Source organism: Nostoc sp., assembly GCF_036917935.1.
Classification (GTDB): domain Bacteria; phylum Cyanobacteriota; class Cyanobacteriia; order Cyanobacteriales; family Nostocaceae; genus Nostoc.
In genome coordinates, this window is the sequence record NZ_JBALEL010000051.1 from 1 (window position 1) to 22,324 (window position 22,324).

The following is a 22,324-nucleotide window of genomic DNA, read 5'->3' on the forward strand; positions in this document are numbered from 1 at the left end:
CGGTATTACGGCTGTATCAAGAATCCCCAGCAGCATGGAAGTGTTTTGGATCGGGGCAGACGGTTCTATCCAAGATGCTTACTGGTACGAGAATGTCGGCTGGCAGCGATTTGAGTTAGCACCTCCAGGAAGTGCATCAACTAATGGCGGTATTACGGCTGTATCAAGAATCCCCAGCAGCATGGAAGTGTTTTGGATCGGGGCAGACGGTTCTATCCAAGATGCTTACTGGTACGAGAATGTCGGCTGGCAGCGATTTGAGTTAGCACCTTTAGGAAGTGCATCAAATGGCGGCATTACGGCTGTATCAAGAATCTCTGGCAGCATGGAAGTGTTTTGGATCGGGGCAAACAGTTCTATCCAAGATGGTTACTGGTATGGGTGATGCTAAAGGTAGTAGCAATTAGTTGTATCACTCAGGACTTGCAAAATTAGAATTTGGCTTTGGTAGGACTTACGCATTGACAGACATAACCAAATGTGAATTGCCTCTCGTTACAAGGCTCTGCCTTGTAATGCTCTTGTGGGAGGGCTGCTGCCTCCTGTCAAACACGGAGGCAGAGCCTCCCAGTGATCACATTCCCAGGCAGAGCCTGGGAACGAGGCAGAGCAAGACTTATATCTTAATAAGCTTGATATGCAGATGATGCTCAATTTTTAAAGTGCGTAAGTCCTATTTGGTACAGGGCAGAATTTGATGCTGGCAAAACAGAAAAGCGATCGCTCTCAAGTTGTGGGAGTGGATATCAATTCAAAAGTTAGAGCGATCGCGGCAGTATTTGTTTTATGCTGTGCAGGGATTTTTGAATATAATGAAGTCGATTTTTCATTTTGGTAGACGGTCAAAATTTCGTTCTACCATTTTTTTGACCCCAAGTTAATATTCCTGACAGGTCTAATTACTGTCTTTTGGAAATAATTTGTTTAACAACACCAACAAAGCGTTCCATATCAGCTTGGGTAATGGCTCCCATTGTCGATACTCGAAAGATTGATTGAGCTAAATTTCCCTGTCCAGAATAAATTATATAGTCTTGTGCTTTCAGTTGGTCGTGAAATTCCTCATAGCTGAAACCATCTGGCAAGTAGTAGGCATTCAAAACAACGGATGAACTACCAAGAGAAAGTAGGGGTTTAATTCCGATTGAGGCTAACCCGTCTCTGACTAAGCTGGCAAGTTGGTTGTAATGGTTTTGTCTGACACGCCAACCTCCTGCTTCTGCCATTTCTTGCAAAGCTTCTGTTAAGGCATAAAATGTCTGTACTGATTGCGTAAAAGGTGTGCCGCCTCGATCCTGTTGCTGACAATAGGTTCCTAAATCTAAATATAAGGTGCGGGGAATTGTGTTTACTGAGGGCAGTGCATCCCGTTGCAGGATGACAAAGGACACTCCGGGGACACCATGCAGACATTTATTCGCTGTCGCAGCACAAGCGGTGATTCCCCAATCTGCAAAATTTAGTTCTTGGGCACCAAAGCTGCTGACTGCATCCACTAATAGTTTGATGCGGCGTTCTTGGCAAATTGGCGCAAGTTCCACTAAATTATTGAGGCGACCGGTAGTAGTTTCGTGATGGACGACAGCGAGGTGGGTGATATCAGTGTTTTCATCCAGGAGTTTGATTAAACCGTTAATATCTATTTCCGCATTCCAGGGATGGGAAAGTGTGATGTAATCAATGCCGTGGATTTTGGCAATTTTGGATAGTCGTTCGCCATATACACCGTTTTCAATTACCAGTAATTTCCCGTCTGCGGGTACTAAACTGCTGATCATCGCTTCCATCGCTGCGGTACCAGAACCCGTAAGGAGAACTGCTGCCCAGCGATTGCTTCCAAGACCATAAACTTGAAGTAATTGTTCGCGGATTCTGCTTTGAAGTTGGGAAAATTCCACCTCACGGTGACACAAATCGGGACGCAACAGGGCATTTCTGACGCGATCGCTCAAATTAACAGGGCCGGGATTTAGTAAAATCATTTTATCATTGGGTATTGGGCATTAATAAATTAAGAGTTTGTACTTTGAATTTATTAATTACGAATTACGAATTACCAATATGTTTCATGAAGCGTTGCAAAACTGCTTCCGGGGTGAGGTTCGGTCGGGGTAGCTTTTCTAAAGTACCGGGACGGATTTTCAAATGAGCGAATTTAGGTCTAGTGTTAGCATCTGCGGTAAATAAGGCATCTAAAAGGGCGGGGTCATCTCCGGCTAATGTAAGGCCGTAACCGCACGCTTCGGCAATTTTGGCAAAGGAGATACCCGCAGAGACGGTAGCTTGTGCGCCTGTGGAATCGTGGACTTCATTATCTAAAAGAATATGGGTTAAGTTAGCACCGCCATAAGTGCCGATGGTCGCAAAATTACCCATTCGCATCAGTGCTGCTCCATCGCCATCTATTACCACTACCTTGAGGTCTGGACGTGCTAAGGATAATCCCAAGCCCATTGAGGAAGCACAGCCCATCGAGCCGACCATGTAAAGATGATTGGCGCTGTCTTGACTGGCGAAGAGTTCGCGTCCCGTGTATCCGGTGGTGGCAATTACTACAGTGTTTTCTGGATCGGTAAGTTCCACAATCCGAGCTAATGCTTCGCTGCGAGAAATGCGTTGTTCTTGGTGATCCCGAAAAAAGCTTTGCTGAATATGAGCGCTATTACTATTTTCTCGTTCGGGAATAGAAGAACGGGTGAGTGCATGGGGTGCAATCGCTCCTTTACGCATAATTAGAGCATAAGGACGGCGTTCTTGTTGCATATAGGCTATGGCTCTTTGCAGAACAGGTTCTATTTCTGCTGCATCTGTGGGAAAAAATTCCCAAGGTATAGTCATTGTTTCCAGCAATTTCTCTGTGATTTGCCCCATTAATTGATGTTGCGGTTCATCTTGTAAATGGTGTAGGCGTAGCCCGTCGTAGACATCGCCTCGCAAGGTACAAATCAGCAGCAGTGGAATCCGAAAGATATAAGTGAGGGAGGTTAGTGGGTTAACAGCATTCCCCAAACCAGAGTTTTGCATCATTACTACGCCTGGTTTACCAGCAATTGCGGCTCCAGCTGCGATCGCTACAGCATCTCCTTCATTGGCTGCGGAGATATATTTAAGTTGAACGTCATTGATAACGTAGTTAATAAAAGGCGTGAGAAAAGAACAGGGTACGCCAGTGTACCACCCAAAGCCAAGATTACGCGCAGCTTCTACAAATTCCTCTGCCTGGATCATAATTAAAAATTTACAGCAATTTTCAGGGATTTAGACGATTGAGATGGGGAGTGGGAAGTTGGGAGTGGGGAGGAAAGATTATTACTTCGACCTCTGAACTCGGAACTCCGACCTCTGAACTCGGAACGTGGAGATTAGAACTCGGAACGTGGAGATTAGAACTCGAAACGTGGAGATTAGAACTCGGAACGTGGAGATTAGAACTCGAAACGTGGAGATTTGAACTCGGAACGTCAAGATTGGAACTCGGAACGTCAAGATTGGAACTCGGAACGTCAAGATTGGAACTCGGAACTTGGAGATTAGAACTCAAAACTCCGACCTCTGAACTCGGAACGTGGAGATTAGAACTCCCCCAATACGGTTCGGTTAAGGTGCATAGGTTTTAAAGATCCCCCTTAGTCCCCCTTAAAAAGGGGGAAATAGAGCGATTTTTAGTCCCCCCTTTTTAAGGAATTATATGTTGTCGATGCCGAGGAATAGCTATGGGGGAAATAGAGCGATTTTTAGTCCCCCCTTTTTAAGGGGGGTTGGGGGGATCGTGTCTTATCCGAACCGTATTGAGAACTCGGAACTCGCGACTCCTAATATCATGTCCGCATAATTTAGTTATGATTTCCACAGTCATTGCACCCCACACGCCAGTGGCTCATCGGAGAAACCCCCTCTGGCTCCCCTTAATCCCCTCTCGAAGAGCGGGGAGGGGAGACAAAGCGCAGCTTTGGCGGGGTGGGGTGATTCGGGTTTAATAAGTAATCCAGCAGACATAATATAACTCTAAACTCCAAACTCCAAACTCCCCTATTGTTTTAATTGAAAAGCAAGGTCAAGATCATCTAAAGAATTAACATCTAACCAGTTACCGCGAATATAAAGCACCTTAATCGGTTTTCCTTGCTCGATTAAATAATTGCATAATTCTGGTAAACCCAGACTGTTGAATTCTGGCCGTTTTTGCAACTCATTGAGTGCTTCACTCAGCCACTCTCTACCTTGACTCCGTAAGCGCAGCATCCCAATCCAGCGGCCGCTAGACTTTCCTAATTGCGTTTGTGTCGTTTTAGAAATGTCCAACAGGTTGACATCCTGTCCAAACAGAGAAAGATCGTCTGGAATTGAGCAATAGGCGTAGTCAGGTGAACCGCTAACAGATTTGCTGTTAGCCACAGAATCAACTACAGCCACAATTTCTCCGGGACATTCTAATAAATCCCGCAGGATGTAGCTTCTAAATAGTAAATCGCCGTAAAGCACCAGCATTTCTTCGCCAAAACTAGCTTGAGCGCAAGCTAAGGATGCTAATTCTCCCGTTGTTTCATAATCTGGGTTGCGGATGACTTTAGTCCCCGGAACATTAATAGTCTCTGCTTTGTAACCGGCGACAACGGTAATATCATTGATGGCAAGTTTTTTGAATTTATCCACCAACAACCTGAGTAGGGGTTTACCTCCAAGGGGTAACATTACTTTTGGTTTATCTTGCGTCAATCCTGCTAACTCTTTTCCTCTGCTAGCAGCCAGAACGATCGCTTGGGTGTTTTGTCGTCCGTTGTTAAAGTAGCGTTTTTCAGCTTCTATGAGTTCATCCGCCCCTTGTAGCCGGAAAATTTCTTTTACAGGTGCAATATCATCTTCAATGTTGATTAAAGTTTCGCTGGCTTTCACTTCACGCGCGATCGCTTGCATACTAGCAACAGCAGATCGAATCAGATGGTTTGCCCAAATGACCAAATTAACTTCAGCTTTGCGAAAAACATCAGTAGGCGTACTGTAATATTTGGTCGGTATAATCACTAACGGGGAGCGACCCGCCCACTCTTTCGCAAAGGCTAGCACTTGATCGGGACGGGATGATTTACTGTGAATCAAGATGGCGGTTGCTCCGGCAGCGTGGTAAGCTTCAGATCGGCGCATTGCCTCTGAGAGATCCCAGCCAGCAATTAAAGCTTCGAGTCGGGCGACGATGCAAAAATCTGGATCTGTCTGACTGTCCTTACCTGCCTTAATTTTGCCGCAGAATTCATCAATATCAGCCAAAGGTTGGCGACTTCCGTTGATGAAGCTGTTGGTTTTAGGAAAAAGCTTATCTTCAATACAGACTCCAGCAATACCTCGCTGTTCTAACTTTTTGACCAGGCGACGCATATTATTAAAGTTGCCATAACCAGTATCCCCGTCTAATAAGATGGGGATGCTGGTGACATCAGACATGAACTCCAGCATTTCTACAACTTGAGTCCAACTGGCTTCATTATTATCTCGAACGCCATATTGAGCAGAAAGGGCTAGTCCACTCGCCCAAATTCCTTTAAATCCAGCCTCTTCCACAATGCGGGCGCTAATCCCATTGTGAGCTTCCATGATGAAGTCGAGTTGAGGCGATTCTAGTAATACCCGCAATTGGGCACACTTATTTAATTTTGCAGCGGTGTCAATGGGTGCAAATATTTGATGCATTTATTCTGCTTTTCTCAACCTATATAATATAGCGGTTCTCACAGACCTAACCCCCAGCCCCTTCCCTTGTAGCGTTGGGGGGTAAGAGGATGTTTGAAAAGTATTTTGCTGTGATTTTATGCACTTAGCGATCCCCCCTAACCCCCCTTAAAAAGGGGGGAACCGGAATCAAAGTCCCCCAATTTATCGGGGAGCCACTGCGGTCTTCTCCCTTGGCGCTAGCCTCTCCCTTTGGGAGAAGGGGAGACGCTAAAAGCGATAGCGAAGCGGTAGCGAGTCATCGTTCGCGCAGCGTCTCGTAGAGAGCGTCTGGGGTCTCCCCAAGTGAAGCAAGTGGCGTGGATTTAGGGGGATCTAGAACGTTTTGATACCTACAATAGGACTTTTCAAACAGCCTCTAAGATTCAAAGTAAAACCGCTATAAATGAAGATATTTTCAAACATTTTCTGCGACTTCTATCTGAGGTAAAATCTCGTTTTGGGCACGTTGAATATCCTGGGGAAAATCAATTTCTAGCCAAGGTAATCCAGTGATGTCTTCGTAGCCAAATATTTCTGGAGTTTCTAATAATAGATCCCGAATTACTTCTTCATAAGGTTCATTATCCCGTCCGTCTGCAACATACTGTTCTGTGCGATTAGCAAGACGGTGAGCAACAACACTGCCAAAACGAAAGAATCCCACTGACTCGCCAATCAAATCATAAGCTAAACCAGGAGCTACTTGTTTGCGAAACTCCACGAGATAATTATCTCTAACACAAAGCTTCACGGGTTCATCTCCCGGTTCAAAATTCCGATCTAGTAAAAAGCTGTTGGGGATATTTGTCTTTACCAATCGTTCGATGATGCGGCGATCGCACAACACATCTGCATCCATTAATAATATGTCATCGCCAGCAACTAAATGCTGACGTACAGTCCAAAGGCTGATCACACTGCCTTTAGTATAATCAGGATTATAAACTGTACTGACCCAATTTTCGGCTCCTAATGCTTTGATTTCATCCTGAATTCTTTCTGCTTGATAACCCACAGCAATCACTACTTCATCAATTTGGTAATGACGGAGATAGTTGAAATGGCGCTCTAATAGAGATTTACCGTTAAATTTCAGTAAGCATTTGGGTTGGATTTGCCCGTCTTTACCTAAGCGTCGTCCAACGCCAGCAGCTAAGATAATTGCCTTCATCGTCAAGTCACCAACAATAGCTTAGACACCAGAAAATCTGGAAATTTTCCCAGTATTTTATAATGACTGTTTTTTGCTCCAGACAATATTTGTTAATTAATTCTTAACATGGAAGAAACAATAACTTTGTATCGCCTCAATTGCGAAACACTTGGCGAAACCCGAAATAGGCGATCGCATCTTTCATATTTGAGACAAAACGTTTTAGCATACCCATGCGGGTGTCGGTGACGTATTCCAAAGTCAAGACAATGCGCTGTTCATTTTCACCCAAAGGAGTAACTCTGTGGTAAAGTTTGTCACCATTGAATAATACTAGAGTACCAGGAGTTAAGGAGAGCGATCGCATTTCCGTCTCCCGTTCAGGAATGTCCTTATAGAGTTGATATTCCAGCTTACTGGATGAATTATCAACCAAACCAATCAACACTGTATAGCGTTTCCCGCGATAGTAAGAGGTATCGTAATGATACTGGATATGGTCTCCAGGCTCAGTATAATAGTACAGCGCGTAAGTATGGGGATCAGCATCAGGACAGGGAAGGAGTTTTTCTGCCGTAATCTGGTTGAGGAACTCAAAAAAGGCACTGAGTTGATAAAACTCTCCGAAAATCGCAGCAAGGCTGTCTAAACTATAGCGGCTGATACTACCGCCCTTTTTATGATTGGGAATATAGTTGCGGTTGATAGCAGGTTGCAAAGACGGCAACAACACCAAGAACTGCTCGATGATGGAGTTAGGGAGAAAGTTCTCAACCACCAAAAATTCATTTTGAGCTTGAAACTCAGCTTGAAATTTCTCGTAATCAACAGCTGCTATAGCTTTATCAATTTCAGTTTGAAGCTCCATTGATAATTTGATCCTAATACAGGATTGCAAAAATAAATATCGCATTCGGTAAATCAGAAAAGGCTGTTTTCTTAGCTTTCTGCCCATGCCCCGTTATACTAGTTTGATTCCGGCTGCGGGAGTGCCCAAAATTGCCAAATTACCCATACAGCAAAGGTTGGTGCCCCAATTGTCGCTGCCATTAGTAATGGCTCTAGTCCATCCAGTAAGGTAACTATGGGAAACAAATACAACACATCTTCAATCTCAAACCCGGCGAAATTTGGTTGACGGCTGGCGTCTTTACCTAAACGCTGTTCCATTTGGTTTCGCAAATGAAAGATGCAAGCAACAGACACGCCAGATACTATCCCCATCAACAATGCCCACCAACCAAATTTTCCCTCCCTAAGACCATATCCAATACACACAAACAATAGAATGTGGATGATGGCGTCACTAGCAAGATCATACTGATGTCCCCATTTGCTGGTTTTCCCACTCAAACGAGCTAATTCACCGTCTGTGTGATCTAGAAAGTTGGATAAAGCAAATAGCCATGCCCCAATGTTAACCCAAATGGCATCACCAACGGCAAGCGCGACGGCAGCCGCCAACCCCGTTACAAGTCTCACTGTGGTGAGATGATTGGGGTTTACCCAACTGTCTTTTAGAGGTCGAACTAGCCAGTAAGCAAGTTGAGCATCCCAAGGCTTTGTGGTCATAGATGAACTTGAATTTGATCTGTTCTTTGAATCTTCATAACACTGAAAATTACCACATCCATCTAAAGTTATAGATTTTTTTCAGCCTCTCAAAACCTATTTTACTTGTTAAGTTAGCTACGAACTTTAGTAAGGATTTTTTGGGAATAGAAAGAAGCTGATTCTTCGTTTTTGGCACAATCTTGGGCAAACTTAATTAAATGATGTCCGACAAGTCCAACATGAATCAAGTTTTCAATATCACCTGCTTTCAGTGCCGGCTTGGCCATTTTCCAGAAAGTTTGACGATAGTTACTAAATATGCCTACCCGCAGCAAAATATTAGCTAAATAAGTTAAACCTTTGCGAATATTAGCCCCAGAAGTGCGAGATGGGCTGTTAGGTACTTCGATGCGGTTTGGATAGGTGTGTTTCATGTTGTAGGCAAACCGCTGATATAAAAATTCCGGTTCATAAGCAGTTGTGATGCAGCGCCGCCACATCTCAACAACTTGCTCGTAGGGCATCAAAAACTCAACGTTTGATTCGCGGCTTTCATCAAAGAGAAGTCGTCCTTCTGCTTCTAACCTCCGCCATAATGGAGTTCTTGGTAATGCATGAAGTAGGTTAATTGTCAACATGGGAATTTGCGATGCCCGAATAAATTCGATAATTCGGTCTGCTGTTTCTGGTGTATCTGTATCTAACCCGATGATGATTCCTGATACTACTTCCATGCCATAACTATTTAAAACCTGAATCGCTTTTAAGATAGGCATACTCAGATTTTGGTCTTTGGAAATAGCATGGAGAGCATTTGGTTCCGGTGTTTCGATGCCGCAAAAGATTGTGCAAAAATAAGCTTCGCGCATCATTTCCAGCAGCTTTGGACTTTGAGCTAAATTCAGCGTTGCTTCACAGGCAAACTGGATGGGGTAGCCATTGCGTTTTTGCCAGTCAATCAGATGAGGAAGCAACTTCATGGCGGCGCGGCGATCGCCAACAAAGTTATCATCGACAAAATACACTGCCCCCAAATTGCCAGATTGTCGCATTGCGTCTAACTCCGCGACTACTTGCTCTGGTGTTTTCATCCGAGGACTGTTGCCATAGAGTTCGGGAATATCACAAAACTCGCAGCGATAAGGGCAACCACTAGAAAACTGGACATTTGCCAGGAAATAATCATTGATATTCAACAAATGATAAGCTGGGGTGGGAAACTCTGTGAGGGGCAGACGTTCCTTGCTTTCAAAGCGAATTTGCTGTTGGGGACGTTGCGAGTTTTGGTCTAGATATTCGATCATGCGATCGCTTCCATCTCCCAATTCACCCAAATTTAAAATGTCAAACTCAGGATAATATTCTGGACACCCAGATACCGAGGGGCCACCCACAACTGTAATTTTCCCCGCTCGATGAGCAAGTTCATTAATTTGATTAATCTGTGGTTTTTGGATATGCATTCCACTCACAATCACCACATCAGCCCATTGATAATCAGCCCTAGTTGCTGATTTGACATTCTCATCAATAAACCGCACTTCCCATTCTTGAGGTAAGTAGGCAGCCACAATTAAAATACCTTGGGGTGGCATAAAAGCCCGGACACTGCCCATAAGTGGGTAAGCGTGATGAAAAGTACCAAAGGACCGGCTGTATTTGGGAAAAATACACAGAATGCGTCGATGGTGCGAAGGAACGTAGCGGGTTCCTTGAGTGACAGAAGCGGTTTTGGAATCGGCCGCTAGATTAACTTGGTTCTCTAAAGATTTTAGATTCACAGTCATCGCAAATTTCACCCTGGAAAACTCAGCAGCTAATTTGACAGTTTATTGACATAATTAGCTGTAATTCCAACTAGCTTACCAAAGAAAGGTAGGAGGCAGAAGGAATCAGAAATGTATTTTTGCTCCAAGCAAAGTCCTGGCGATTAGAAATCGCCCAATCTTACCTTCAGTAAATCGCAAAGTTTTTTTCCAACAGAGTGATGCCTACGCCAAGAGTTTGTAACTTGAGATACATTTTTTTGCTCAACTATCTTACCTGCCGCGATGCGCCGCTGTGAATGCTAGTGCCCATTTCAACAAAGTCGGCCGCAATATGTGCCGGCATTGCGCTATAAGTTTTATTAATAGTTTAGGTATTATTTAGAACTAATATGTACGGTGAATTGAATTGGCGTCGGCATCGCCCTTGAGAAAAACTTTGCGATTTGCTGACCTTGTGGTTGATTCATCGTGATATTTGAAGGGGTGTTTAACTGTTAAAATATAAAATCTACCCTAGCAATACAAATTTAATTGGTTGGCAAACAACTATTATGGAAATCGCGCATGGGACATAAAAAGAGAGATTTTCATTTTTTGTTGTATCCAATTGGGTATAGGCATCTGTCATGAATTTGATTTACTTTCTTTTGCGTTCTTCGTGGGGGATGGTAGCGATCGCGATCGCTACTGGATTCTTGAGTGGCGGTAGTAGTGCTGGCTTGATTGCTTTAATCAGCCATACTGCTAGTAGCGGTAGTGCTTCCCGTCTCACATCGATAATTTGGGGTTTTGCGGGGCTGGCAATAGTTGCACTAATTACCAGTATCATTTCTCAAGTGATGCTGATTCGTCTTTCTCAGAATGCAGTTTTGCAATTACGGATGCGTTTGAGTCGTCAAATTCTCGCTTCCGAGTTGAGTCATCTAGAACGCTTAGGGAATCCTCGATTATTGGCAACTCTCACAGAAGATATTCAAGCGGTTGCTAATGCTGTTTATCAGATGCCTTTTATCTTTATTAATTTAGCGATCGTCCTGGGTTGTATAACATATATAACTTGGCTTTCTTGGTTAGTACTGCTGATGGTTTGTGGTATTTCAGTAGTTGCGATCGCTAGTTGTCAGTGGCTACTCAACAGAGGCGGTAAATTGCTGGCTCTAGCTCGTGAAGACGAAGATCATCTGTTTAAACATTTTCGCACCATTACCGAAGGAGCCAAGGAACTAAAACTAAACTATAGGCGGCGTGAAGAGTTTTTAGAAGAAAAACTACAATCAACTGCTAACGAGTTCCGTCATCACAACGTTAACGGTCTAACCCTTTTTGCCATAACTTCAAGTTGGGGTCAACTCATATTCTTTTTTGCCCTCGGTTTTGTACTGTTTGCGCTACCTAATCTGCTTACCATCAATCCCGAAACTCTTTCTGGCTACATTTTGACTTTCACTTACTTGGTGTTACCAATGGATAACATCATCAGCAAACTTCCCCTATTAAGTAAAGCCAGCATTGCCTTGCAAAAAATCGAGTCCCTGGGTTTATCTCTAGCTAGTCGAACTGAAATATCGACTGTTCCACCTGCCCTTAAATCTGACTGGCATAGCTTAAAATTTAAAAGTGTTACCCACACTTACTACACAGAGCAAGAAGACAATAGCTTTATCTTTGGCCCCATCGAATTGATACTGTATCCTCAAGAATTGGTCTTCATTGTTGGCGGTAATGGTAGCGGTAAATCTACATTAGCCAAGCTAATTACTGGGCTTTATATCCCGGAAATCGGCGAGATTTGGCTTGATGACGAGTTAATTAGCGAACAGAATCGAGAATGGTATCGCCAGCATTTTTCCGTAGTATTTTCCGACTTTTATTTATTTGAAGAACTTTTAGGATTAAAAAATTCTCGCTTGGATGCTCAAGCCACAAAATATTTAAAACAACTACAACTAGACCATAAGGTAAAAGTTGAAAATGGACAACTTTCGACCACTGCTCTTTCTCAAGGACAACGGAAACGATTAGCTTTACTCACAGCCTACTTGGAAGATCGACCAATTTATCTATTTGATGAGTGGGCAGCCGATCAAGATCCAGTATTCAAAGAAATATTCTACACTCAACTTCTCCCAGAATTGCGATCGCGCGGTAAAACAGTGCTGGTAATTAGCCATGACGATCGCTATTTTCATTTAGCAGACCGAATTATCAAACTTGACTATGGAAAAATAGAGTACGATAAAACTTAATCTGTCAATGTAATTCATAATTGTTAAAGAAATATTTGGAGTTTTACTAAATAAAACCAATGTCTGAACAAAAGCCCATAAGTCCTTGGAACTACAAACCTTGGTGGTGTCAGCCCTGGTCTATAGTTCTCACGGGTGTAACATTGATTGGTGGTAGCTGGTTACTATTTAAAACTATCTGGCTAACAGTTCTCGTCTCTATTCCTCTAGTAACGTGGATGGGATTTTTTGTATTTTTTTGGCCGCAATTAATGATTCGCAGTGGGATTTTGGAGTCGTATAAAGACTAATTCGAGCTTGATATAATACTGGAAATTGCTCCAGGTAGATAAAATTATTCCACCGTGTTGAGAGATTTAGCAGCAAAGTTTATTTAGCCATTGATACTGCCAATCTAACGGTTTATCCTGGAATAATTTCCAGTGTATCTATCAAGTAGTAGGTGAGTCTTCTTCAGGCAATATTTTATCTATGTTGAGTACCCACGGTATACCTTTCTCATCTGGAGAACTAACATACTTGCCTATCAAGCATTAAAGCTGAAACCGATTATTAAAACTGGATCAACTACTGCCTTTTACCAAAATAGTTGGTATAAGATAATCTTACTGAAGAATAATTCCGAGAGAACTTGTGAATGAGTAGCAAATGAGTCTTAGCAAAAATATTTGCGTAGCGCTAGAAAATTTGTGATATTGATGATATTTTGGTTGTAAAGGCAATCAAGAGTGCGATCGCGCCAAAAATCTTTGAGTAAATATGGTATAAATTCAAGCATCTTACTTTTGCTTTGATAGAGAACAGATGGCAAGGATATGTTGCGAGAGTCGGCTTCCAACCCGCAATTTTTATGTAATTATATTTAAACTAGTAGTACTAAAAATATCAATCCTTGAAGAAGAACCCTGATAGTATAATAAGTTTTGATAATTTTTAGCTGATATTGATATTTTCAAGCTGGCTGTCGGCAAAAGACCTTGTAAGCATCTACATACTTAGAGAATTTGCACAGTGAAAGCTGGGGTGACATGAACAACAGAGCAAACCAGAAACATGAAGAACATCATGTAATACAATATTTCTGTATATTCAACCGAATATTGATTTTCGTTGCAGAGATGTTTATGTCGCACAGCCTTGTTGCTGCAAAGGTAATCTTGCGATTGTTGCAAAATTTCCAGCGTCCTAGACTTTCCTGGCTAACGCTCGGACACTCATCTGTGAAAACCCAAGCTGCTCCTCTACCTGCCAATGAAGCAGAAAGGCTCAAAGCATTGGCGGACTATAATATTCTGGATACCCTACCGGAAGAAGCATTTGATGACCTAACTGCTCTTGCTGCCTACATTTGTAAGACTCCAATTGCTTTAATTAGCTTAATTGATGCCGATCGCCAATGGTTTAAATCTAAGGTTGGACTAAAAAGTAGCGAAACACCCAGAGATTGGGCTTTTTGCTCCCATGCCATTCTTCAACCAGAGGATATATTAGTGGTTCCCAACGCCATCAAGGACGATCGCTTTAATAACAATCCCCTAGTTAGAGGTAATCCCAAAATTCGTTTTTATGCTGGTGCCCCTCTAATTACACCCGATGGTCTTCCAATTGGGACGTTGTGTGTTCTGGATACCATTCCTCATCAACTAAGTTACCAGCAGTTAGATGCACTGCGCCGCCTAAGTCGTCAGGCGATCGCTCAAATGGAACTCATTCAGGAAGTTCGCAACCGCAAACAAGCAGAGATAGAAGGAAGGCAGTTATCACTGACCGATGAACTAACAGGTTTGCATAACCGACGTGCTTTCTTCCTAATGGCTGAACAGCAGTTGAAAATTGCTCACCGCATGAAAGTGTGTTGCTGGGTTATGTTCATTGATTTAGATGGGCTAAAACAGATTAACGACACCCTTGGTCATGACATGGGAGATGCCTTGATTATTGATGCTGGTGAATTACTTAAGCAAAGTTTTCGGAACTCGGATATTGTTGCCCGCTTGGGTGGAGACGAGTTCATTGTTTTGATCTCTAGCTATTTTAAGGATGCTGATAGTATCCAAGCGCGTCTACAAGCAAATATCACCAACTTTAATCAACAGCAAAACCGTAGCTATGAACTTTCGATGAGTATGGGGATAGAGCGTTACTCACCAGAGAGCAATATGCCACTAGAACAACTAATCGCCAGGTCTGACGAATTAATGTACGTTCAAAAGCGTCTCAAGCGGCAATCTCTTAGATGATGGGGATTGGAGATTGGGAATTAGGTAGGTAATGCACTACGCGAACGACAGGCTCAGTAACCGTCGGAATCTAAATCCCTTAAGTAGTCGGACAAAAATATTTACAGTCATTGCGAGCGAAGCGAAGCAATCCCAGCCCTTGCGATTGCTTCGCTTCGCTCGCAATGACATTGTGTAATTAATTCTGTCTGACTACTTATATATCAATACAGTTGAGTTAAGCATTTTTTCCTTCTCTCTGTGTTCTCTGCGCCTCTGTGGTAGCCTGTGGCAAGCCGCTCCGCGTCTACGTTAAAAAAATTGATTTCACAAAGGGTTTTAGCCTTAACCCAAGCGTATTGACTTATATATGGTTCTCGGTTGAGTTATATACAAGAACCCCACCCCCAACCCCCCAAGAGCAAGCGAGGAGGGGAAAAATCACTTATGTCAACTCCTCCCTACCTGAATCCTTACGTAAATACCAACGAATAACTCCATTTTTTTACTCAAACTTTACACGGACTAAATTAATGCACGGTTAGTATAAGTATGTAACTAATTTTCGATTAGACAGGTTTACTAACTAAGTCACTGATGCGGTTATTACTGATTTAGTCGTGAACAAACGGTAAAGAAACATTCGTTCTTAAATAGAAGATTTCTTCTGCATAAGACAAAAAAGGCTTGAAAATTTCCCAAGCTGTCCATCCTGCTTGCCTATATTTTGCTCTTGCTCACTAGTAAGGCAGTCAGTAAGCATGACAATTTTGCAACATTAACATTCTAAAAATAAAAAGAAAGAATTGTATGAAACAGTACATGAAAGTTGTAAAGCGTTTTTTGGCATTGGCTACTCCAGCGATCGCTAGTTCGATATTGGCAACCTCGCCCAGCCAAGCTGCTACCATTGCATATTCTGAGTCAAGATTCAACATAAACAACTTTAGTAGCAACCCTTTAAGTGTTACCTCTCTGACTGATACTGTGACTGAAACAATTAGCACAGGTGGTCAAGTAACTGCTGATGCTAAAGCTGAGGCTAAGTTTAATGTCGATCCAAACAGCTCTGCCTCCAATTGGTCTTTCAGCCAAGCTGAAGGTCAAGGTTATGGCTATACAGGGACGGCGAACAGCTTTGCTGCGATTATCGGTTATGACTTTGCAGTAGACAAAGAGTTTTCTTTTGATTTCAGTGGCTTATTTAAGCTTGAAACATCCATTGATGATGCATTCACTGAACGTGCAAACGCTGATGGAGAGTTGTCATATCAGTTATACGACAGCGACACTGGTAATCTTTTGGACTCTTTCAATATTTATGGAAATTTATCAACTCTAGGTAACAATGATGCTTTTGTAGTTCAACCGAGTAGTAGCATAACTCTTGATTTAAGTCAGACTTCTATTGATAAATCTTTTGGCGGAACACAGGAATATGCTTCGACTAGCTTTAAGGGTAAATATTCGCGTACTTTCGATAAGTCAACTCGTTTAAACTTAATAGAATTTAAAAGTAATCAGGTGAACGTCTATTCTGTCCCAGAACCCTCAACAATTCTAGGTTCGCTGCTTACTTGCACTATGCTTGGTGCTGCCTCAATACGCAAGCGTAAAATAGCTTCTTCTTAGCTTACAACAACAGATGATTACGCTCATATTCTTGCCGAAAATCGAAGCGCCAATATTCATCTCAATCATCACTAATATGCAGGGAACGAAGACGTAAAACAGCTTCTGCACCTGTTAGGCTCCACCTGGCGCCAGTGATATTCATCCTATTTTTTTGAATTCGTTCAATTTATTTAATTTACCACCTGGCTGCCATGACTGCGGGGGTCATCTTGATTCGCCGTTGGTGCTACTGGGGCTGAAAATTTGGAAACTTTGCCGCTAGCTTGAGCATAAGGGAGAGACGAGCCAGTAACCAAAGCTTCTAAGTTGCTAGCCATAATCGTCCGGGGTTGATCGCCGATCGCTTGGGCTATGGTTTCCCCTTGCTGACTCAAAAATACAAAATGGGGAATCCCATCTACCCGATATCTCAGCATTTCCGGCAGCCACTTGGTATTATCCACATTCAGCATGACAAAATTCATCTTATCAGCATACTCTGTTTCTAGTTGAGTGATATCTGGTGCCATTTTCTGGCAGACAGTACACCAATCAGCATAAAATTCTACTAGAGATGGTTTGCCGTTGCTGACAGCTACTTCTAACGGTGTGGACGCCTCACTTAACTTGGCTAGAGTTGCCGAGGTTGTTTCAGTTCGCAATCCTAAGACTAGGGAAACACTAAGTGCGATCGCTACCATTACAATTAAGAAGTTTCTCAGACGCTTCCCGAATGTGGATTCAGGTTTTTCGGGAGAATTAATAGGTGAATCAGTACTCATAACAGAATTATTAAAACTTATTAAGCAATTTCTTCTTTAGTTTAACTGACTCCAAGTGTTCTTTAACTGGGGACTGGGGACTGGGAAGATTTGAATGGGGATTTAGACCCCAACCAAATCTTAAAAGAATTTTTTCCCAGTACCCAGTACCAAAGCCCTCATTCCTCCCCAAGAAGCTGCCATCTGTTTGCGTAGCGTCTCGTAGAGAAGTTGAGAAATCCTGGGCGCAACCGGTTGAGCGCCTATTTACTTAACATCCAAAATCGCTCCAGTTTCCTTCAAATAAACCCGCGAAAATGGTTCATCTTCACCCAAAGAATAATCTTCAATTAACCCTTTGCGACGAACAGAAATACCGTTGCCTTTTCTAATCACCACAGTCGAACTATCGAAAATATCCCGCACCAGAATCATCTCAGTTTCGGTGGGATTATCCAAAACTACGATATTACTATTTTGGTAAAACATACCCTGTTCTTCGAGGATCTCTTCAGGGTACTCGGCAATCAGCAAATCAAGTTTGGGATGACGCAGCAAAGTTTGGACATTGCTGTTGTAATCTTTGCTTAATACTTTTTTCGAGCGATTCACAAAAACTGCGTCACGACAAACAGCACCTATTGTCCAGTTGGGATGTTCCAAAAGGATATGGTCAATCGTCGCTTCCAGTTCTTCAACTGAGATTTTGTTAAAGGTAATAATTGGTATCCTGGCATCTGTATCCGACTCAAAAAAGGTTTCTAAAATATGAGAAGGCACATCAACACTTTCACCAACAGAAGGTTTAAGATGCATTAAAACGCCTGGTGCGGCATTGATTTCCAGGATGGCAAAATTACTGGACTTCCAAGATTCTGCAAGACTTTTGGTAATGACATCAATCCCCAGACAAGTTAGCTGGAAATGTTGGGCAATATCTTGCGCCAAGATAATATTGTCATCATGAATTGTCGGGGTTGCATCGATGCTTATACCACCGGCTGAAAGATTGGCGACTTTACGCAGGTAGACAGTGCGTCCTTTCTCAATCACGCTGTCTAATGATAAGCGCTGTTCGTCTAGGTAGAGTTCCATTGCTTCATCGATCTGGATTTTACTCATCGGTGAAGTTGGCGTGTCTAAACGTGCAGGTTTGCGGTTCTCTTGGCGGATTAACTCTGCAAGCGTTAAGTACCCATCACCGACAACTGATGCTGGACGGCGTTCTGTGGCGGCGACGAATCGACCATTGACACACAACAAGCGAAAATCTGATCCTGAGATGCTTTTCTCAACAATTATTCGGTTTTGCTGATTTTCAGGAATCGCTGCCACTGACCTATTATAAGCAGATACCAGTTCTTTTGAGTCTTGCACATCAGCCGTGACGCCAATTCCTTTGTGACCTACAACTGGCTTAACTGCCACTGGGTAGCCAATTTCTCTTGCTGCTGCCAAGGCTTCTTTCTCGGAAAAGACAATATTACCTTTAGGCACTGGGAAACCCAAGGTTTTTAAAAATGCCTTACAGTCATCTTTGCGGGTAGTAAACTCCGAATCTAGATGGCTATCACAGTTAAAAGTTGTTGCTACCCCCCGGACATGTTTTTTTCCCAAGCCGTATTGCATCAATCCTTCTTCCCACAAATAAAAGGCGGGAATACCTTTTTGGTATGCTGTTCGCAATAGGGCGTAAACCGTGGGGCCACCGTAGACAGATGCGCGAAATCTATCTTGCAACCTTACCAGCTGCTCATCAAAGGTGAAGTCTTCATCTTGGGTAATGGCTTCAAACCAATCCCAAACAAAGTAAACTACCTCTCTAGTTGTGCGTTCATGTAGTGATTGGACGCTAATCCGCGTGAGATTTGGATATGGCTTAACACTCAAGTGTTTAAGGTGTAAATCCATGTCCAGTTTTCCGGCTTCGGACACAACTTGGGCAAAGAGATGGGCATAAGATTCGTAGGTTTGATCGCGAAGATTTGGATAGCGATCGCCAATGCTCGCAATATAATCTTCAATGGGCAAAGGCTCTCTAGAGTCAATTAGAGCAAAATCAAATACTAGCGCCCCTATATCTAAATAGGGGTTGGGGCCAAGGTAATGCTTGAAGTTGAAAATATCGAAGACATCCGTTCTTCTAGCATTAATGCGGACTAATTCACTGCTTTTTTGTAGAACCATTAATTCCGAACCTTTGGCTAAACACCCTGAAGTTTAAATGCTGAGTTGTGGTTACTCAGACTTATTGATTGTAGATTAATTCACATTGTTTTTGGAGAGTCATGGCTTTGCCATTGAACTAATCAAAACCCACGCTAACTCTATCAGTAAGCATTTTCAACTATCTCAAGACATAATTAAATCCCCATTCTTCAGCCAGGTATCAAGAACAGTCAATTCATCCTCATGAATAATCAAAGATATAACCTTTGAAAGGTGCAACACTCACCCACTAATTTGTATAAGTGAATATGGGTTATTAAAAAGACAGCATAAAAAGACAGCACAGCAAAGTATGAATAGCACACAAGCTGCTCTAAGAGATGAAATTCGAGAACTTGCTGAGGAAGCTTTTCACCAAAAGCTGATCTCTGGACATGGAGATGGGGCAGATATGGATGAATATCAAATTGTCTACCAAGGCAAACCCAGACATCTCCCACTAGAACAAGCACGTTTTTTCTTAACTAACTTGCTTTACAGAAGTGGGATTCATTAGGACTTTCTATCAGACATTTAGTTGCACCCAGCTAAAGTTAATACTAATTGCTCACGATCGCACGATAAATCTCCAATCGACAATTAGACAATATAGCGAACAATGCCTCTAGGAAATACTTCTAGAGGCAGTTGACATTGTGAATTTTATTTAGTACTTGAAAAATTAGGTAATTTTTCGGAAAAATATTTTGGTGTAATTGCGATGTCTAACGACAAGCCGCTTCTCTACGAACGCGAACAACGTGTCGCAGACAGACGCTTTTGCTAGCTTGCTTGTCCGTAAGAGTATGCGTCTACGTAAATGTTAATCCTACTTCTATCAAGTAATCTATCAAAGGGATGATTTGATACTTGGAATTGTCATGGTTTAGTGAAATTGATTAACTCAAATTCAAGGGGCATCATAATGGAAAGTAATATCAAAAGGCAGTTGGTAATTATTGGGGGAGCCGAAGACAAAGACGGGGATGCCGTAATTTTGCGGGACTTTGTACGACGCGCTGGGGGTACAAAGGCATACATTGTAATTTTGACAGCAGCAACAGAGCTACCAAGAGAAGTGGGAGAAAATTATATCAGAGTGTTTGAGCGCCTCGGAGCCGAAAATGTTCGCATTCTTGATACAGAAACCCGTGAAGATGCATCTTCATCTACCGCATTGGAAGCTATTAATAAAGCAACTGGGGTATTTTTTACAGGGGGAGATCAAGCTCGTATTACCAGCATCCTCAAGGACACTGAAATCGATGTGGCAATTCACAAGCGGTTTTCTGAAGGTGTAGTTATCGCAGGTACTAGCGCCGGAGCTGCTGTGATGCCAGATAAAATGATTGTGGAAGGTGACTCCCAGACACATCCTCGGATTGAAACTGTTGAAATGGGCCCAGGTATGGGATTTTTACCAGGGGTAGTAATTGACCAACATTTTTCTCAGCGTGGACGCTTGGGACGCTTAATATCAGCTTTAATACTAGAACCTGCTGTCTTGGGATTTGGGATTGACGAAAATACCGCGATGGTAGTGACAAATGACCAAATTGAAGTGATTGGTGAAGGTGCGGTTACGATTGTTGATGAATCAGAGGCTACATATAACAATATGGGCGAAATTTTGAAGGATGAGTCTTTGGCGATTTGTGGAGCAAAGCTTCATATTTTGCCACATGGCTTCAAATTTGACCTGAAAACTCGCCAGCCGATCCTAAATAATGGCTCTGTGCCAAATGGCTCTGTAGCAGTTGCTTCAATTAACACCTAACTTTTAGTAAGTGCATTTAAACTGAAAGTTTTATGCTTTGCGGCGGCCTTTGCCGCTGTCAATACGGTTCGGTTAACGAAATCCCAAAATTTTACCCGCTTATTGTTGCCAGTGTTTGCCCATCTTGTTAACGCTAAAAAATAAAAATGTGTAGGTTGGGTTTCGTTCCTCAACCCAACCTAAGAGCGGGGTTTGTTGGGTAAGGCTTAAGCTCAACCCAACCTATGAATATTCAATACTGCGTAGGTATTGAATGGTATGAGTACTTTTCTTCACTCACCACTGAGTGGCGACTTTTGGCCACCCAAATTTTATGGCGATTTCGTTAAACTATAAAAACTGTCAGAACGAATCTTACTGCCATTTCGCCAAACTTCCACTCTTTGTGGAGTGACTAAATAATAGAAACTCCCATTATCTGCTCGATATCTGCTTTTACCAATATTCAAAGCTGCTATCTTTATCGGCTGACTTGGGTCTTGCTTCAACTGCCCAATATAAAATAACTGACCATTTTCTTCACAGACTTTTACACGAGTACTTGTAGTCTCACCTTCAATGATGGTAACTCCATTGCATTTAGTATTAGTGTTTATAGGTGCAAAACCGATTGGAATTGGCTGTGAAGGTGAAACTTGCTTTGCTACTGGGCGGTTCGGGTTATCCACTTGCTGAACTCTAGAACCAGAGCCAACACTTGCAGTTAAAGATGTCAACAGACGAAGGGGGTCAACTGCTATTCGACCATTTGGATGAACTTCAAAGTGCAGATGAGGTGCTGTACTATTGCCTGTAGATCCCATCTCGGCAATAATTTCACCTTGGATGACCTGTTGACCCTTGTTCACCAACAAACGGCGATTGTGTCCATAAACAGTAGTACTGCCGTCGAGATGTTTAATAGTTATGGCATTTCCTAATCCCCAATTATCCCAACCTGCTTTTACAACTGTACCGGATGCCGCAGCAACAATAGGAGTTCCATCTGCCCCTGCAAGATCAATTCCTTCATGTTGATATTTGCGGAAGCCTTGAGAAATAAACCCTTGAGTCGGCCAGATTAAGTTAGAAGCAGGGATAGGAGTTGGCAAAATTGGGGAATCGCCTGCTAACTGTGTTAAGCCAGATGTAGCTGTACCGAATACAGCGGTTAAGGATATTAACCCAATTAGTCCATAAGTACGGTATTGATAAACGATAGCTTTTTTCATAAGTTGCAAGTCTATTAAAACAATAATTCAGACACTTTCTGATTATTTGTTGTTTCAAGCTGACTTGGAAAACATCAGGAAATAAAATCGGCTAAACAATAGATAT

General features: G+C 42.5%; 19 protein-coding genes. 8 read left to right on the top strand and 11 right to left on the bottom strand.

Annotation, left to right across the window (positions count from 1 at the left end; genetic code table 11):
- Together V7K62_RS20850 and V7K62_RS20855 are read left to right on the top strand one after the other, a co-directional pair.
- A partial coding sequence (locus V7K62_RS20850) for a hypothetical protein (protein WP_334867382.1) occupies positions 1-385 on the top strand: 385 nt, incomplete at its 5' end.
- 312 nt (positions 386-697) lie between these two features.
- Positions 698-838 (top strand): hypothetical protein, encoded by a 141-nt coding sequence (locus tag V7K62_RS20855; protein ID WP_334867384.1) that lies wholly within the window; start codon positions 698-700, stop codon positions 836-838.
- A 61-nt stretch (positions 839-899) separates the two neighbouring features.
- On the opposite strand, the gene V7K62_RS20860 is transcribed toward V7K62_RS20855, so the two are convergent.
- From V7K62_RS20860 to V7K62_RS20895, 8 genes are all read right to left on the bottom strand, one after another.
- The gene (locus V7K62_RS20860) at positions 900-1,982 is read right to left on the bottom strand and encodes a 2-aminoethylphosphonate aminotransferase (RefSeq protein ID WP_334867386.1); all 1,083 of its coding nucleotides are present in this window, start codon (positions 1,980-1,982) and stop codon (positions 900-902) included.
- Positions 1,983-2,046: 64 nt separating this feature from the next.
- On the bottom strand, positions 2,047-3,228 hold the full coding sequence (aepY, locus tag V7K62_RS20865; protein WP_334867388.1) for a phosphonopyruvate decarboxylase: 1,182 nt from the start codon (positions 3,226-3,228) through the stop codon (positions 2,047-2,049).
- Between the two features lie 22 nt (positions 3,229-3,250).
- The gene (locus tag V7K62_RS20870) at positions 3,251-3,541 is read right to left on the bottom strand and encodes a hypothetical protein (RefSeq protein ID WP_334867390.1); all 291 of its coding nucleotides are present in this window, start codon (positions 3,539-3,541) and stop codon (positions 3,251-3,253) included.
- Positions 3,542-4,029: 488 nt separating this feature from the next.
- Positions 4,030-5,685 (bottom strand): phosphoenolpyruvate mutase, encoded by a 1,656-nt coding sequence (gene aepX, locus V7K62_RS20875; RefSeq protein ID WP_334867392.1) that lies wholly within the window; start codon positions 5,683-5,685, stop codon positions 4,030-4,032.
- A gap of 436 nt (positions 5,686-6,121) precedes the next feature.
- Positions 6,122-6,877 (bottom strand): phosphocholine cytidylyltransferase family protein, encoded by a 756-nt coding sequence (locus V7K62_RS20880; protein ID WP_334867394.1) that lies wholly within the window; start codon positions 6,875-6,877, stop codon positions 6,122-6,124.
- Between the two features lie 136 nt (positions 6,878-7,013).
- Positions 7,014-7,727, bottom strand: coding sequence for a 2OG-Fe(II) oxygenase (locus tag V7K62_RS20885; RefSeq protein ID WP_334867396.1), 714 nt, complete (start codon positions 7,725-7,727; stop codon positions 7,014-7,016).
- A 98-nt stretch (positions 7,728-7,825) separates the two neighbouring features.
- Complete coding sequence (locus V7K62_RS20890; RefSeq protein WP_334867398.1) at positions 7,826-8,431, bottom strand: CDP-alcohol phosphatidyltransferase family protein; 606 nt, start codon at positions 8,429-8,431, stop codon at positions 7,826-7,828.
- A 113-nt stretch (positions 8,432-8,544) separates the two neighbouring features.
- A complete protein-coding gene (locus V7K62_RS20895; RefSeq protein ID WP_334867400.1) occupies positions 8,545-10,200 on the bottom strand; it encodes a B12-binding domain-containing radical SAM protein in 1,656 nt (551 codons plus the stop codon).
- Between the two features lie 608 nt (positions 10,201-10,808).
- Here V7K62_RS20895 and V7K62_RS20900 point away from each other — a divergent pair.
- The 4 genes from V7K62_RS20900 to V7K62_RS20915 all read left to right on the top strand — a co-directional run bounded on the left by V7K62_RS20900 (position 10,809) and on the right by V7K62_RS20915 (position 16,279).
- The gene (locus V7K62_RS20900) at positions 10,809-12,428 is read left to right on the top strand and encodes a cyclic peptide export ABC transporter (protein WP_334867402.1); all 1,620 of its coding nucleotides are present in this window, start codon (positions 10,809-10,811) and stop codon (positions 12,426-12,428) included.
- A 59-nt stretch (positions 12,429-12,487) separates the two neighbouring features.
- Complete coding sequence (locus tag V7K62_RS20905; protein WP_334867404.1) at positions 12,488-12,718, top strand: DUF6737 family protein; 231 nt, start codon at positions 12,488-12,490, stop codon at positions 12,716-12,718.
- A gap of 834 nt (positions 12,719-13,552) precedes the next feature.
- A complete protein-coding gene (locus V7K62_RS20910) occupies positions 13,553-14,668 on the top strand; it encodes a sensor domain-containing diguanylate cyclase (protein ID WP_334867406.1) in 1,116 nt (371 codons plus the stop codon).
- Positions 14,669-15,457: 789 nt separating this feature from the next.
- The gene (locus tag V7K62_RS20915) at positions 15,458-16,279 is read left to right on the top strand and encodes a PEP-CTERM sorting domain-containing protein (RefSeq protein ID WP_334867408.1); all 822 of its coding nucleotides are present in this window, start codon (positions 15,458-15,460) and stop codon (positions 16,277-16,279) included.
- A 173-nt stretch (positions 16,280-16,452) separates the two neighbouring features.
- Here the strand turns inward: V7K62_RS20915 and V7K62_RS20920 are convergent, their stop codons facing one another.
- Together V7K62_RS20920 and V7K62_RS20925 are read right to left on the bottom strand one after the other, a co-directional pair.
- Positions 16,453-17,043, bottom strand: coding sequence for a thioredoxin family protein (locus tag V7K62_RS20920; RefSeq protein ID WP_334867410.1), 591 nt, complete (start codon positions 17,041-17,043; stop codon positions 16,453-16,455).
- A gap of 246 nt (positions 17,044-17,289) precedes the next feature.
- Positions 17,290-19,209: an ATP-binding protein gene (locus tag V7K62_RS20925; RefSeq protein ID WP_334867411.1), complete on the bottom strand. Its 1,920-nt coding sequence runs from the start codon at positions 19,207-19,209 to the stop codon at positions 17,290-17,292.
- A 334-nt stretch (positions 19,210-19,543) separates the two neighbouring features.
- Between V7K62_RS20925 and V7K62_RS20930 the strand changes: the two genes are divergently transcribed.
- Together V7K62_RS20930 and V7K62_RS20935 are read left to right on the top strand one after the other, a co-directional pair.
- A complete protein-coding gene (locus V7K62_RS20930; RefSeq protein ID WP_334867412.1) occupies positions 19,544-19,747 on the top strand; it encodes a hypothetical protein in 204 nt (67 codons plus the stop codon).
- Positions 19,748-20,155: 408 nt separating this feature from the next.
- Positions 20,156-21,007: a cyanophycinase gene (locus V7K62_RS20935; RefSeq protein ID WP_334867413.1), complete on the top strand. Its 852-nt coding sequence runs from the start codon at positions 20,156-20,158 to the stop codon at positions 21,005-21,007.
- 311 nt (positions 21,008-21,318) lie between these two features.
- On the opposite strand, the gene V7K62_RS20940 is transcribed toward V7K62_RS20935, so the two are convergent.
- Positions 21,319-22,218, bottom strand: coding sequence for a M23 family metallopeptidase (locus V7K62_RS20940; protein WP_334867414.1), 900 nt, complete (start codon positions 22,216-22,218; stop codon positions 21,319-21,321).
- Positions 22,219-22,324 lie beyond the last annotated feature (106 nt).

Bases quoted from the DNA above. Each gene is read 5' to 3' on its own strand.
- V7K62_RS20860 (WP_334867386.1), bottom strand. From the start codon at position 1,982: ATGATTTTACTAAATCCCGGCCCTGTTAATTTGAGCGATCGCGTCAGA.
- aepX (WP_334867392.1), bottom strand. From the start codon at position 5,685: ATGCATCAAATATTTGCACCCATTGACACCGCTGCAAAATTAAATAAG.
- V7K62_RS20880 (WP_334867394.1), bottom strand. From the start codon at position 6,877: ATGAAGGCAATTATCTTAGCTGCTGGCGTTGGACGACGCTTAGGTAAA.
- V7K62_RS20925 (WP_334867411.1), bottom strand. From the start codon at position 19,209: ATGGTTCTACAAAAAAGCAGTGAATTAGTCCGCATTAATGCTAGAAGA.
- V7K62_RS20940 (WP_334867414.1), bottom strand. From the start codon at position 22,218: ATGAAAAAAGCTATCGTTTATCAATACCGTACTTATGGACTAATTGGG.
- V7K62_RS20900 (WP_334867402.1), top strand. From the start codon at position 10,809: ATGAATTTGATTTACTTTCTTTTGCGTTCTTCGTGGGGGATGGTAGCG.
- V7K62_RS20885 (WP_334867396.1), bottom strand. From the start codon at position 7,727: ATGGAGCTTCAAACTGAAATTGATAAAGCTATAGCAGCTGTTGATTAC.
- V7K62_RS20920 (WP_334867410.1), bottom strand. From the start codon at position 17,043: ATGAGTACTGATTCACCTATTAATTCTCCCGAAAAACCTGAATCCACA.
- V7K62_RS20855 (WP_334867384.1), top strand. From the start codon at position 698: ATGCTGGCAAAACAGAAAAGCGATCGCTCTCAAGTTGTGGGAGTGGAT.
- V7K62_RS20915 (WP_334867408.1), top strand. From the start codon at position 15,458: ATGAAACAGTACATGAAAGTTGTAAAGCGTTTTTTGGCATTGGCTACT.
- V7K62_RS20895 (WP_334867400.1), bottom strand. From the start codon at position 10,200: ATGACTGTGAATCTAAAATCTTTAGAGAACCAAGTTAATCTAGCGGCC.
- aepY (WP_334867388.1), bottom strand. From the start codon at position 3,228: ATGATCCAGGCAGAGGAATTTGTAGAAGCTGCGCGTAATCTTGGCTTT.
- V7K62_RS20890 (WP_334867398.1), bottom strand. From the start codon at position 8,431: ATGACCACAAAGCCTTGGGATGCTCAACTTGCTTACTGGCTAGTTCGA.
- V7K62_RS20935 (WP_334867413.1), top strand. From the start codon at position 20,156: ATGGAAAGTAATATCAAAAGGCAGTTGGTAATTATTGGGGGAGCCGAA.
- V7K62_RS20905 (WP_334867404.1), top strand. From the start codon at position 12,488: ATGTCTGAACAAAAGCCCATAAGTCCTTGGAACTACAAACCTTGGTGG.
- V7K62_RS20910 (WP_334867406.1), top strand. From the start codon at position 13,553: ATGTCGCACAGCCTTGTTGCTGCAAAGGTAATCTTGCGATTGTTGCAA.
- V7K62_RS20930 (WP_334867412.1), top strand. From the start codon at position 19,544: ATGAATAGCACACAAGCTGCTCTAAGAGATGAAATTCGAGAACTTGCT.